The organism is Achromobacter sp. SX5 (genome assembly GCF_056711425.1).
Genome location: NZ_CM160041.1, coordinates 5116597 through 5129596 on the forward strand (window position 1 = coordinate 5116597; position 13000 = coordinate 5129596).

At 69.2% G+C, this 13000-nt stretch carries 12 protein-coding genes; 2 read left to right on the forward strand and 10 right to left on the reverse strand.

What is annotated here, in order from left to right:
• Positions 1–115: 115 nt before the first annotated feature.
• Positions 116–1801: a DUF342 domain-containing protein gene (locus AC1M14_RS23935; RefSeq protein ID WP_102775742.1), complete on the forward strand. Its 1686-nt coding sequence runs from the start codon at positions 116–118 to the stop codon at positions 1799–1801.
• On the opposite strand, the gene AC1M14_RS23940 is transcribed toward AC1M14_RS23935, so the two are convergent.
• From AC1M14_RS23940 to AC1M14_RS23965, 6 genes are read right to left on the reverse strand one after another with little or no spacing between them, the layout of a single operon-like run.
• The gene (locus AC1M14_RS23940) at positions 1791–2615 is read right to left on the reverse strand and encodes an SDR family oxidoreductase (protein WP_479730558.1); all 825 of its coding nucleotides are present in this window, start codon (positions 2613–2615) and stop codon (positions 1791–1793) included. The genes AC1M14_RS23935 and AC1M14_RS23940 overlap by 11 nt on opposite strands.
• 9 nt (positions 2616–2624) lie before the next feature.
• The gene (locus tag AC1M14_RS23945) at positions 2625–3239 is read right to left on the reverse strand and encodes a cysteine hydrolase family protein (protein ID WP_102775740.1); all 615 of its coding nucleotides are present in this window, start codon (positions 3237–3239) and stop codon (positions 2625–2627) included.
• Positions 3236–3769: an aromatic-ring-hydroxylating dioxygenase subunit beta gene (locus AC1M14_RS23950; protein ID WP_102775739.1), complete on the reverse strand. Its 534-nt coding sequence runs from the start codon at positions 3767–3769 to the stop codon at positions 3236–3238. Before AC1M14_RS23950 ends, AC1M14_RS23945 begins: the two co-directional genes overlap by 4 nt.
• Positions 3760–5097, reverse strand: coding sequence for an aromatic ring-hydroxylating dioxygenase subunit alpha (locus AC1M14_RS23955; protein WP_479730559.1), 1338 nt, complete (start codon positions 5095–5097; stop codon positions 3760–3762). Before AC1M14_RS23955 ends, AC1M14_RS23950 begins: the two co-directional genes overlap by 10 nt.
• A 9-nt stretch (positions 5098–5106) precedes the next feature.
• Positions 5107–6351: a dienelactone hydrolase family protein gene (locus AC1M14_RS23960; RefSeq protein WP_102775737.1), complete on the reverse strand. Its 1245-nt coding sequence runs from the start codon at positions 6349–6351 to the stop codon at positions 5107–5109.
• 28 nt (positions 6352–6379) lie between these two features.
• The gene (locus tag AC1M14_RS23965; RefSeq protein ID WP_111826758.1) at positions 6380–7558 is read right to left on the reverse strand and encodes an ABC transporter substrate-binding protein; all 1179 of its coding nucleotides are present in this window, start codon (positions 7556–7558) and stop codon (positions 6380–6382) included.
• A gap of 215 nt (positions 7559–7773) precedes the next feature.
• On the opposite strand from AC1M14_RS23965, the gene AC1M14_RS23970 reads away from it, so the two are divergent.
• Positions 7774–8754 carry an AraC family transcriptional regulator gene (locus AC1M14_RS23970; protein ID WP_479730560.1) on the forward strand — a complete coding sequence of 327 codons (981 nt, stop codon included), beginning with the start codon at positions 7774–7776 and terminating at the stop codon, positions 8752–8754.
• Positions 8755–9252: 498 nt separating this feature from the next.
• Here AC1M14_RS23970 and AC1M14_RS23975 read toward each other — a convergent pair whose 3' ends face one another.
• Genes AC1M14_RS23975 through AC1M14_RS23990 form a run of 4 tightly spaced genes read right to left on the reverse strand, consistent with a single transcriptional unit; the run spans position 9253 to position 12998 of the window.
• Positions 9253–9657 carry a RidA family protein gene (locus AC1M14_RS23975; protein WP_102775734.1) on the reverse strand — a complete coding sequence of 135 codons (405 nt, stop codon included), beginning with the start codon at positions 9655–9657 and terminating at the stop codon, positions 9253–9255.
• 49 nt (positions 9658–9706) lie between these two features.
• Positions 9707–10132: an acyl-CoA thioesterase gene (locus AC1M14_RS23980; protein WP_111826759.1), complete on the reverse strand. Its 426-nt coding sequence runs from the start codon at positions 10130–10132 to the stop codon at positions 9707–9709.
• Positions 10133–10152: 20 nt separating this feature from the next.
• Entirely contained in the window at positions 10153–11796 is a 1644-nt protein-coding gene (locus AC1M14_RS23985; protein ID WP_479730561.1) for an AMP-binding protein, read from the reverse strand.
• A 32-nt stretch (positions 11797–11828) separates the two neighbouring features.
• Positions 11829–12998 carry an acyl-CoA dehydrogenase family protein gene (locus tag AC1M14_RS23990; protein ID WP_102775733.1) on the reverse strand — a complete coding sequence of 390 codons (1170 nt, stop codon included), beginning with the start codon at positions 12996–12998 and terminating at the stop codon, positions 11829–11831.
• Between the last annotated feature and the right edge of the window lie 2 nt (positions 12999–13000).

Sequence of the window (13000 nt, forward strand, 5' to 3'; positions counted from 1 at the left end):
CCGCCGGTTTTGTCGCTCCTACCTACGTCCTAATCCTGCGCTAGAATATGTCTTAATATTTCGCATCATTACCAAATGAAGAACTTGGCCGCCAGTGCCAAGCGGAGAGGCTGAAATGGACGCAACAAACACGCTCCGGCTGGCGCTGGACGCCAGTACCCGGGTCCTGACGGCAAGCTACATGCCGCCGACTCGTCCGGAGCCGGCCGACGTCCCGGAGACGCCCGATCTTCCGGCCGCCGATGCGCCCCGCTTCCCCGCCGATCTGCCCACCTGGGACACGCTGAGCGCCGCCGTCACGGCGCAGGGCTGGAACGCCGAAGCGCTCGACGCCCACGCCGTCCAGGCCTTCATCGAGCAATGCCGCCAGGCCCAGGACGGCGTCGAGGGCGCGGTCGGCATGGTCGTGGACGGCAGTTTCGAACTCGAACTCGACCCCGCCCGCATGTCGGCGCTGCTCACCCTGCACGCCCCCAAGGGCGGCAAGCCCGTGGCGCTGGCCGACGTGCGCCAGGCGCTGGCCGACCAGGGCATCGTCCATGGCGTGCTGGAAGAGGAACTGGCCGCGGCGCTGGAGCGCGGCGCCCCCGGAACCGTGGAGGTCGCGCGCGGCACCCCGCCCGTGCGCGGCACGCCCACCCGCTTCGAAAGCCTGCTGGACCGCCTGAAACCGCGCGGCGAGGACATCGACGAACTGGCCCAGGTCGATTACCGCGACCTGGGCAATCTGCTGCTGGTCACCCCGGGCACGCCGCTGATGCGGCGCGTGCCGCCCCTGCCCGGCGTGGACGGCACCGACGTGCTGGGCCAGCCGGTGCTGCCCGACGAAATGCCCGACACGCCCTTCGCCAAGGAGCTGGCCGGCGTCGAGGTCGATCCCGAGGACCCGCTGCTGCTGCGCGCCACCGTCTCGGGCACGCCCACCCTGGTCAGCCACGGCGTGCAGGTCAATCCGGTGGTGGAAGTCGACGCCGTCGACCTGTCCACCGGCAACATCAATTTCGAGGGCTCGCTGCAGGTGCGCGGCGACATCAGCGCCACCATGGAGGTGCGCGTGACCGGCGACGTGGTCGTCAACGGCACGATGGAGGCCGCGCTGGTGGAAGCCGGCGGCAGCGTCACGGTCAAGGGCGGCATCATCGGCACGGCCGAGGCGCTGCAGAACGCCGCCGCCGCGGCGCGCACCGCCCGCATCATCTGCGGCGGCGAGGTGCGCGCCCGCTTCATCACCAACGCCATCGTCAGCGCCGGCCGCAACGTGGAGGTGGAGCGCGAGATCCGCCAAAGCAGCATCGCCGCCGGCGGCAGCATCAACGTCGGCCCGCCCAACACGCAGCAGACCGCCATCGTGGGCGGCCAGACACGCGCGCTGACCGGCGTGCGCGCCGGCACCATCGGCGCGCCTTCGGGCATTCCGACGCTGGTGCAGGCCGGCCTGGACCCGCACGCCGACATCAAGCGTTCGGCGCTGAACCGCAAGCGCCAGCAGATGAACGAGGAAAAGGCCAAGCTCGAAAAGCTGCTGACCTTTCTGCAGGCCAATCCGCAGCGCGCCCCGGCCGACGTGGCCGAGCGCGCGCGCAACACGCACCTCAAGCTCGGCCAGGACCTGACCGAACTGGAAGCCGAAGAGGCCCAGCTGGCGCGTGAATTGCAGCCGCTGCAGACCGCCACCATCGTCGCGGCGCGGCGCTTTTGCAGCGGCGTGACGATTCAGCTGGGCAACAAGATGCAGGAATTCCTGGAAGACCAGATCGGCGGCAAGGCCGGCCTGGAGGAAGGCCAGATCGTCATCCGCTGACGCCGTCCTGCGGCGCCAGTTCCTGGAACCAGGCGCGCGGCGAAATGCCGCGGTCCGGCCCCAGGATGGAGAATCCCCCGTCCACCGGCAGGTCCACGCCCGTCATCCATGACGCCGCGTCGGAACAGGCGAAACAGACCGCCGCCGCGACCTCCTCGCCCGAACCGACCCGGCCCAGCGGATGGAAATGCGCGCCGACGGCGTCGGCCGTCTCGCGCGAGCCGCCCGACAACTGCTGCACCGACGGCGACCAGGTCCAGGCCGGCGACACCGCCAGCACCCGCACGCCGGCCGGCGCCAGTTCCACCGCGAAATTCTTGGTGATCTGCAGCAGCGCCGCCTTGGAGGCCGGATACAGCGCGCGCCCGGCCGCGCCGAACTTGCCGCCCGTGCTGCCCAGGTTCACCACCACGCCGCCGCGCGACAGCAGCGGCGCGGCCAGCTGCGTGAAGATGGCCGCCGACACCAGGTTGGTGTCCAGCGTGCGGTGCCACTCCTCGCGGCTGGAGGCCAGCCCGCGGTCCGCGTACTGGCAGGCGTTGTTGACCAGGATGTCCAGCCGCCCGAAGCGCGCCAGCGCGGCGTCTATGCAGCGCCGTATCTGGCTGTCCTGGCCGATGTCGGTCTCGCAGTACAGCGCCCGTTCGCCCAGCTCGCGCTCCAGCGCCCGGCCGGCCTCGGCATTGCGCCCGACCAGCACCACGTTGGCGCCGGCCGCGGCCAGGCCGCGCGCGATGTCCGCGCCCAGCCCCTGGGTGCTGCCGGTCACGATGGCGGTCCTGCCCGCCACGCCTGGAAAACCCGTGTAGTCCATGATTCTTCCTTATCCAGGCGGCGCGGCCGCCCAGCGCAGCGCGTCCGCCACCGTGCCGATCCGCGCGATCAGGCGCATGCTGGCCAGCGAGGCCTGGTGCGCCGCCGGGTCAGCCGCGGCGCAGGCGTCCTGCGCCACCATGACGTCGAAACCGATGTCGGCCGCATGCCGCACCGTGCCCTCGACCACCGAATGCGTGGCCACGCCCGCCACCACCAGCCGGCGCGCGCCCAGCAGCCGCAGCGTTTCTTCCAGCGGCGTGCCGTAGAAGGCGCTGATGCGGGTGTGCTTGACCACGAATTCGCGCGCGCTGCCGGCCAGCGGCTGCAGGCCCTCGTAGAACTCGCTGCCCCATTGCCCGTCGGGCACCGCGCCGATCGCCGCCACGTTGCGGAAGATGGCGCAATTGGGCAGCAGGTCGGCGTAGTCGGGCCGGAACGCGATGCGCACGTGCACGATGGGCAGGCCGGCGGCCCGCGCGCCGGCGAGCAGCGCCGCCGCGCCTTCCAGCACGCGCCGCCGCGTGTCGCCGTCGGCGTCCAGCCCGACGCGGATCTTGCCGGCCGGATGCAGCACGTCGTTCTGGTAGTGCAGCGCCAGCACCGCGGTATCGGCCGCCGTCACACGAAGCCCTCGAACACGTCGTGCACGTCCTCGCAATTGACCAGGTCCACGCGCTTCATGCGGATGCGCCAGCTGTCGCCCTCGGCGGCCAGCTTGTGCGTGTAGCGTCCGGCCAGCTGGCGCGGCTGGCGCTTGCGCCATTCGGTCATCTGAAAAACGGAATGCACCACCAGGTTGCCGCCGGCGTCCACGCCCTCGACCTGCACCCCGCCCACCAGCCGCACGCTGCGCGTGGGCGGCTGCTGCGACCAGTTGCGCGGATGCTCCAGCCGGCGCACGCGCACGTCGCGCAGCATGCGGTCCTCCCAGAACAGCGAAATGTGGTCGTAGGGGCTTTGCTGGCCGGGCACGCGCGGCATCCAGTACATGCCGTCGTCCGTCCACAGCGCCTGCCATTCGGCGTAGCGGCGCTCGTCCAGCAGGCGCGCCTCGCGGTACAGGAACTGCGCGATCCGGTGATAGGCGTCGGCCGGGACCTCGGCCGGCGCCAGGCCGTCGGTGGCGACGTCGAAATCCAGGTCTAGCAACATGCTCGGTCTCCCTCGGCGGTGGTGGTGGCGCCGGCTTGCATATAAGTCTTCCAGGCGTGGAACTGATTGCGCATCGGCAGCTCGCTGGTGCCGTTGACCGACACCATGCCGTCGGGGTCGCTGCGGTCGGCGCCGTGGTAGCGGTGCATGCTGACCCACTCGCCGCCGCGCGTGGCGTTGCCTTCCTGGCAGCGGTTGTACAGCTCGATGTCGTCCGGCATCACGTTCGACGAGGGCGAGTTGATGACGTTGGCGTACAGCATGGCGCGCTTGAACACGCCGTCCGGCGCGCCCTTGCAGCGGAAGGTCTGGATCTCGATCATGGTCCGGTCCACCGCGATGGGCCGGATCACGCGGAACTGCTGGAACACGGTGTGGGGCGAGCCGCTGCCGTAGATCACGGTGTTGTGGCGGTTCATGCCCAGGATCTCGCGCGCCCGCGCCTCGCCATAGGCGGCCGTCAGGGTTTCGAAATGCGCGCGCGACACCGGATCGCGCTCGGCCGCGCCGGGGTTGAAGATGCCTTCCATGTAGCCGTGGCCGTTGGCGTAGGCGCGCAGCTCCAGCTTTTCCCAGAATTCATAAGGCTCGCCGTTGCCGTCCATGATGTGCAGCTCCAGCGGCATCTCGCCCAGCTCCTTGGCCTCGTCGCGCGCGGCGGCATAGGACGACTCGTGCGTGACGCGGGCGTGCATGGTGTCGTGCAGGTTCTCGTAGAACACCTTCCAGTTCGAGCGCTGCATGACGCGGAAAATGCCGCCGGCGACCTCCACCTCGCCCACCGGCGAGCGGTCGCAGAGGTTGTCGATGGACGAGCGCACGCCGCCCAGGAATTCCTCCAGCCCCGGCCCCTCGGCCGACTGGCTGGCGAACACGAAGCCGCGGTAGCTTTCCACCCGCGCCAGCCGGCGCATCGAGAACGCGGGATCGGCCGGGTCGTAGGCCGTGCCCTCCAGGCCCTGCTTGAGCGGCACGCCCAGGTGGCTGCCGTCCAGCTTGAAGGTCCAGGCATGGTAGGGACAGCGGAAGAACTTGCCGGCGCAGCCGTCGCCGTCCGCCACCACCTTGGCGCCCTTGTGCGGGCAGCGGTTGTACAGCACGTGCACGCGGCCGTCGGCGGCGCGCACCATCAGCACGTCCTGGTCGCCCACGCGGGTGGTGTGATAGTCGCCGGTCCTGGGCACCTGGCTTTCATGGCCCACGTAGATCCAGGCGCGGCCGTAGATGCGCTGCATCTCCAGGTCGAAAATGGCCGGGTCGGTGTAGACCGCGCGATGCACGCTGTCGCCGCGCACCAGGGCGGCCAGTTGCGCTTCGGTGTATGACATGCCTTCCTCCTATTTGCCCGCGCTTTCCTGCCAGCGCGCCATCAGCGTGTTCGACGGCAGCGTCTCGTCGAGCAGCTTGGCCGCCGTCTCGCGGCCGGCGGTGGGCAGGCCCTTGGGGTCCAGCAGCCCCACCTGCACCATCACGCTGGCCTGGTCCCAATAGATGTGCTCGTGGTAGAGCTTGTCGCCGCGGAACTTGACGATGGCCACCAGCGGGATCTCCACGTACTTGCCCGTGGGCTTCACGCCCGGCAGCAGCCAGTCGATCTCGGTGGTGTGGGTGAAGCAGAACAGCAGCTCGTCCACGATCTGCGTGGCGCCCACCGTGCGCGACAGCGGCACCAGGCGGGTGTCGGGCGGGTTGTTGTTAACGAAGTGATGCTGGTAGAAGCGGCTCAGCTCCTTGTAGCCCACGCCGCCGGTCATGGTGGGGATATGGTTCACATAGGGCTCGGCCACCATCGTGGCCATGGTGGCCGCCACGTCGCGCGTGCCGAATTCGTATTCGCAATGCTTGTCCCACAGGTGCGAATAATCGAACTCCGGCCCGATGGCGCGCTGCAGCGCGGCCATGCTGCGCTGGTGCGCCATCAGCGCCGAGGGCTTGTCGTAGTGCTCGCCGCCGGTGCGCGCGAAGGCGTGGTCCACGCCCGGGTAGACGTACAGCTCCACGCCGGGCTTGCCGCCCAGCGCCTCCAGGATGCGCTGGCGCGCCGGCGGCGGGCAATAGCCGTCCTGCTCGGCGATGTGCAGCACCAGCCGGCCGCGCAGCCCGGCGGCCTCGTCCAGGCTCTGTTCGATGCCCACGCCGTAATAGCCCACCGCCACGTCCACGTCGAGCCTGCACGCCGCCAGATAGGCCAGCTTGCCGCCCAGGCAGTAGCCCAGCACGCCCACGCCGCCCCGCTGCTCGGGCAGATCGCGCAGCGCGGCGACGGACGAACCGATGTCGCGCAGGCCCAGTTCCACGTCGAAGCCCTGGTACAGCTCGAAGGCGCGCGGCATGTCGGCCGGGCCGTCGGTCAGCTGGATGCCGGGCTGCTGGCGCCAGAACAGGTCGGGCACCAGCACCACGTAGCCTTCCTCGGCCAGCAGCTGCGCGGCGCGGCGCATGAAGTCGTTCACCCCGAAGATCTCCTGGCACAGGACCAGGCCCGGGCCGTGCCCGCAGGCCGGCACCGCCAGATAGGCGCCGAAGGATTTGCCGTCGTGCGAGGCGACCGTCACGTCGCGCGTGGTAATGCTGGGGGTCATGCGTGTCTCCTGGTTGCGGGCATCCGCCCTACTTCATCCGGCAGGAAGCGGCGAACGGGTCGTGGTACTGGGTCAGCACCGTGCCCGACAGTTTGTTGGACAGCTTGCCGCCCGCGCCCGCCTCGACGATGCGCAGGTAGTAGTTCTGTATCGGATAGTGGTTGGTGTTGAACTTGAAATCGCCGCGCACCGACTTGAAGTCCGCGCGCCGCAAGGCCGGGCGCAGCGCGTCGGCGCCGAGCTTGCCGCCGGTCTGGCGCACCGCGCTGTCGAGCAGCATGGCCGCGTCATAACCCTGCGAGGCGTAGAGCGTGGGGCTGCGCTTGTAGGTCTTGGTGAAATCCTCGACGAACTTGCGGTTGGCGGGGTTGTCCAGTTCGGCGGCCCACTGGGCCGTGTTGCGCAGGCCCTCGATGGGCGCGCCGACCGCGGCGATGGTGTCCTCGTCGCCCGAGAAGCCCGGCGCCAGCAGCGCGATCTCCTTGCCCAGGCCCGCGCCGTTGAACTGCTTGATGAAATTCACGCCCATGCCGCCGGGCAGGAAGAAGAACACCGCGTCCGGCTTGCTGGCGCGCAGCCGAGTGATTTCCACGCCGTAGTCCAGCTGGCCGAGCTGGGTGTAGATCTCTTCGGACAGGCCGCCCTTGTACAGCCGCTTGAAGCCGTTGAGCGACTCGCGCCCGCCGGGATAGTCCGGCGCGATCAGCGCCACGCGCTTGTAGCCCTGGTCGGCGGCGTACTTGCCCATCGCGGCCGGGATGTCCTCGTTCTGCCAGGCCACGGCGAAGAAGTTGGGGTTGCAGCCTGCGCCGGCGTAGTTTTCCGGACCGGTGTTGGTGCTCAGGTAGATCGTGCCCGACTGCAGGATGGCGGGCATCACCGGCAGCAGCACGTTCGAGAACACGATGCCGGTCATCACGTCGACGCGGTCACGCTTGAGCAGGCGCTCCACCGCCTGGCGCCCGGTGTCGGCCTTCTGCTGGTCGTCGGCCACCACCACTTCCGCCTGCAGCCCGCCCAGCTTGCCGCCCGTATGCTGCAGCGCCAGATTGAAGCCGTCGCGGATCTCGTTGCCCAGCGCCGCGCCCGGCCCGGACAGCGTGGTCAGCAGGCCGATCTTGATCTGGTCGGCCGCCGACGCATGCGCCGCGGCGGCCATACAGGCCAGCGCCGCCAGCGCGCGCCGGCGCCATAGGTTTCGATTCATGAGCCACCCCGTTTTCCCCGCCGGCCGCGCCGGCGCAACGCTGACAGAAGCCGTCTGCCACGGTCCACCCTGCCGTCCTGCCAGCTTAGGCCGGCGGGCCGGGCGGCTCTATCCGATTCCTGTCAGCCTTATCCGGGATTCACTTAATTCCACGCGCGCGCGCTTTACATTACCCTGGCCGCAGATACGGGAGGGTTCCCGTGCCGGAGGCATGCATGCATGGCTGGTCCCGATCCACGCTGGCGCCCCTGTTGCAGCGGCGCGTCTTCAGCTCCACGCAGCAGGACGAGACGCGCACGCTCGTGTCCGAAGCGCTGAAGGAGCACCGCCTGACCTGGAAAGGCGGACGCGTGGACGCGCAGCTCAACCGCGCCCGCTTCGGCTCGCTGACCGTCTGTACGCTGCGCTACGGCGCCGAAGTCCACATCGAACCCGACCGCCTCCAGGACTTCATGCTGGTGCAGGTGCCGCTGCGCGGCCGCGCCTGCATCGAATGCGGCGTCGACCGCGTCGACGCCGGCCCCGACTGCGCCGCCGTCATCGCCCCCAACCGCCCGCTGCGCCTGCACTGGGAAGCCGGCTGCGAACAGCTGCTGCTCAAGATTCCGCGCGGCAAGCTCGAAGCCATCGGCCTGCGCGCCTTCGGCGAAGCCGCCGCCGGCCCGCTGGACTTCGCCCCCGCGCTGCGCATGGACACGCCCGTAGGGGCCGCCTGGTGCAGCATGGTCGCAAGCCTGATCCATCTGCTGCCCACGCTGGACGACGGCGCGCCGCGCCCGCCCGCGGCGTGGCTGGAACATCTGGAAGACACCCTGATGCTGCACCTGCTCTACAACCAGCCCAACAGCTGGCAGGCGCGCGCCGGCCTGGCTTCGGCGGTCCCCCGCCGCCTGGCCCTGGCCGAGTCCTACATGCGCGAGCACCTGTCCGCCCCCCTGACCCTGATGGACATCGCCCGCCACGCCGGCGCCAGCGCCAGCGCGCTGACGCGGCTGTTCCAGGAACACCGCGACACCACCCCCATGAACGCGCTGCGCGCGCTGCGGCTGGACACGGCCAGGCAGAAACTGAAATCCGACGCCGGCGCCAGCGTCACCGAAGTGGCGCTGGGCGTGGGCTTCGGACACCTGGGGCGGTTTTCGGAGTATTACCGGGAACGGTTCGGGGAATTGCCGCGGGAGACGCGGCGGGTTTGAATGCCGGGGCTGGATGCCGGCTTCGCCGGCCGATGGGTTACGCGCGCTTGGCGATTGAATTCTTGCCTAGTCCTTGGCGCGCTGCACCCATCCTACGGCCCAACGTTCCGTACACCACCGGTTCAACGAATCCGCGCCGCAAGACGCCTGCAAGCCCCATGAGGCCGCCCGCGCGGCCGACATGGGGCGGACCCCGCAAGATCTTCGCAACACAGCCGCCCGCGAACAGAATGCCAAGCACACCACCCGTTCCCGGCGAACGCCACATTAGGGCCGATGCAGCACGGCGTGGTGGGGCCCCGGGGTGCGCGGGGCGTCGATAAGCCCGAGGGAATCTGAAGGAACCGCCGAAGGCGGTGACGAAGATGACGAAGGGGTAGTCCGGAGCGAAGGCTCCGGACCGCAATCGTGGCCCCGCGCACCCCGGGGCCCCGCCGCGACGGGCGTCTCAAGAACCGGAGGCCAGCCCCGCGCGACGGGCGTTTATAGAAGCGCCCATCAAGCCGGCACCACCGCCGTCACCTCGATCTCGACCTTGGCCCGGTCCTCAACCAGATCGGCCACCTCCACCGCCGTCATCGCCGGAAAGTGCCGGCCGATGTACTCCCGGTAATGCTTGCCGATGGCGGGATAGGCCGCCACATACTCGTCCTTGTCCGTCACGTACCACGTCATGCGGACGATATGCTCGGGCTTCGCGCCGCCCTCGGCCAGGATCGCGACGATGTTCGCCAGCGTCTGGCGCACCTGCTCCGCCAGGTCGTCCGACTCGAACTGCTGCTGGCCATTCCACCCCACCTGTCCGCCCACGAAAACGAGCTTGCTGCCCACCTGCATCTCGGTGAGCACACCATTCGAATAGCCCCGGGGCGCCATCCAATCCGGCGGTTGCAGAATCTTCATAACGTCATCCTATTATCAAAAAAACAAACTACAGGGCGGTCCCCGCCGCTCAGGCGGCGGGGACCAGGTAGACCTGCATCCGCTCGCGCAAGTCCGCAGGCAGCGGCATGGACTTCATCGTCCGCAAATCCACCGTCACGATCGTCAGCGTCGCCGCCAGCCGCAGCTGGCCGTCCGGGCCTTCGAACTTCACCAGCACCTTGAACGACGCCCCCCCGATGCGCTGCACCTCCAGCACCTGGCGCAGACGCTCGTGCCAGCGGCTCGGCGCGCTGAAATCGCACTGCACCGACGCCGTCGGCGTGCCGATGTGGCGCTCCACGTGCAGCGCATGAAACGGCAGCCCCATCCCCTTGTCGAACCACTCCTCGACGAAATCGTTGATCATCTCGAAATAGCGCGGATAGAACACGATGCCCGCCGGATCGCAGTGGCGGAAACGCACCTCTACCTGGCTGATGAACGGAGCTGCCATGATGTTTCCTTCCGGTCTGTTCAAGCCATCTTGCGCAGCGCGAAACGCTGCAGCTTGCCGGTCTCGGTGCGCGGCAGCGCATCCACGTACTCGATGGCGCGCGGATACTTGTAAGGCGCGATGGTGGCCTTGACGAACTGCTGCAGCGCCGTGGTGAGCTCGCCGCCGGCCTCGTAGCCCGGCTTGAGCACCACGAAAGCCTTGACCACCTGGCCGCGTTCGTCGTCCGGCGCGCCCACCACCCCGCACTCGGCCACGGCCTCGTGGCGCAGCAGCGCGTCCTCCACCTCGGGGCCGGCGATGTTGTAGCCCGCCGAGACGATCATGTCGTCATTGCGCGCCTGATAGAACAGATAGCCGTCGTCATCCTGCACGAAGGTATCGCCCGGCAGGTTCCAGCCGTCCTGCACGAAGCGCAGCTGGCGCTCGTCGGCCAGGTAGCGACAACCGGTGGGGCCCTTGATCGCCAGCCGGCCCACCGTGCCATTGGGCACCGGCTGCATCTTGTCGTCCACGATGCGCGCCACATAACCCGGCACCACGCGGCCGATGGCGCCGCGGCGCACCGACTCGGGCGGGCTGGACACGAACACGTGGATCATTTCCGTGCCGCCGATGCCGTCGATCATCTCGATGCCGGTGGCCTCTTTCCACAGCTGGCGGGTGGCGTCGGGCAACGCCTCGCCGGCCGACACGCTCTTCTTCAGCGAGGAAATATCGAACTTGCCCGCCAGCGCGGACATCTGCCGGTAGAAGGTCGGCGCGGTGAACACGATGGTGGCGCGGAAATCCTGGATCAATTGCAGCAGGCTTTCCGGCGTCAGCTTCTCGGCCAGCACGGCGCTGGCGCCTGCCCGCAGCGGGAAGCACAGCAGCCCGCCCAGGCCGAAGGTGAAGGCCAGGGGCGGCGTGCCGCAGAAAATGTCGTCCGGGCCCGGCTTGATGACGTGCTTGGGAAACAGGTCGCACATCGCCAGCACGTCGCGGTGAAAGTGCATGCAGCCCTTGGGCGCGCCCGTGGTGCCGCTGGTGAAGGCGATCAGGCAGACGTCGTCGGCGGCCGTGTCGCAGGCCTGGAAGGCGTCGTCCGGCTTGCCCGCGGCCAGCGCGTCCAGCGCGTCGGGCGCGGCATCGTTGAAATACATGACCCGCGACAGCGCCGGGCAATGGTGCTCGTGGCCGGGCTGCACGCAGAATTCGGCCTCGTCCTTCAGGCGCACGTCGCACAGCACCGCCTGCACCTGCGCCTTGTCGATGATCTGCTTGAGCTCCTTGGCGCGCAGCAGCGGCATCGTCGGCACGGTGACCAGGCCCGCCTTGATCGCGGCCAGCCAGGACGCCGCCATCATGGGGTTGTTCGGCCCGCGCAGCAGCACGCGGTTGCCGGGCACCAGCCCCATGTCCTCGACCAGCACGCGGGCGATGCGATTGCTCAGCGCGGCCAGCTCGCGGTAGGTCATGGCGGCCGGCTTGCCGTCCTGGCGCCAGCGCAGCGCCACGCGTTCGCCATGCCCGCGGCCCACCATCGCGTCCACCAGCTCGACGGCGCAATTGAAGCGTTTGGGATAGGCCACGTCGGGACCGTCGAGCAGGAACTCGGGCCATTGTTCGGCCGGGGGCAGGTTGTCCCGGGCGAAAGTGTCGATGTGGGCGGATGCTTCCATGGAATTCCCCTTGGCGGAGCCGGTCGGCATTTTTAGGTTTTCAGCAGTTCGCGGGCGATGATCAACTTCTGCACTTCGGTGGCGCCTTCGTAGATGCGCAGCGCTCTGATTTCCCGATACAACTTCTCCACCGGCATGCCCGACACCACGCCGGCGCCGCCGAACATCTGCAGCGCGCGGTCGATGACGGTCTGGGCCGATTCGGTGGCGGTCATCTTGGCCATGGCCGCTTCGCGCGTGGTGCGCTGCTTCTGCACGTCGCGCATCCAGGCCGCGCGGTACGTCAGCAGCGCCGAGGCGTCGATGGCGGCCGCCATGTCGCCCAGCGCCGCCTGGGTCAGCTGCAGGTCGGCCAGGGTCTGGCCGAACATGCGGCGCGAGCGCGCCCGCGTCAGGGCCTCGTCCAGCGCCCGGCGCGCAAAACCCAGCGCGGCCGCGGCCACCGAGGCGCGGAAGATGTCCAGCGTCATCATGGCCAGCTTGAAGCCCTGGCCCGCATCGCCCAGGCGCTGCGAGGCCGGGATGCGGCAGTTGTCGAACGTGATGGTGGCCAGCGGATGCGGGGCGATCAGCTCGATGCGCTCGCTGATCTCGAAGCCGGGCGTGCCGGCGTCCACCACGAAGGCGCTGATGCCGCGCGCCCCGGGCGCTTCGCCGGTGCGCGCGAACACGCAATAGAAATCGGCGATGCCGCCGTTGGAGATCCAGGTCTTGGCGCCGTTGAGCACGTAGTGGTCGCCGTCCTGGCGGGCCTCGCAGGCCAGCGCGGCCACGTCCGAGCCGGCCTCGGGCTCCGACAGCGCGAAGGCGGCGATGGCCTCGCCGCGCGCCACGCGCGGCAGGTAGCGCTGGCGCACTTCCTCAGAGCCCATCAGCGAAATCGCGCCGCTGCCCAGGCCCTGCATGGCGAAGGCGAAGTCCGCCAGCCCTTCGTGGCGGGCGAAGGTCTCGCGCAGGATGCAGACCGCGCGCGAATCCACCTCGGGCAGCGCCCCGCCCCAGGCCCCGCCGGGACCGGCCGCCACGGCGTAGCGCAGCCAGCCGGCCTGGCCCATGGCCCGCACCAGCTTTTTGCATGCGCCGTCGGCGTCATGGTGATCCACGTCCCCCAGGGAGGCCTCGCACCAGGCGTCGGCCTCGCGCGCCAGCTTGCGGTGCGCATCGTCGAAAAACGGCCAGTCCAGCCAGCTTGCGTCGCGCATGA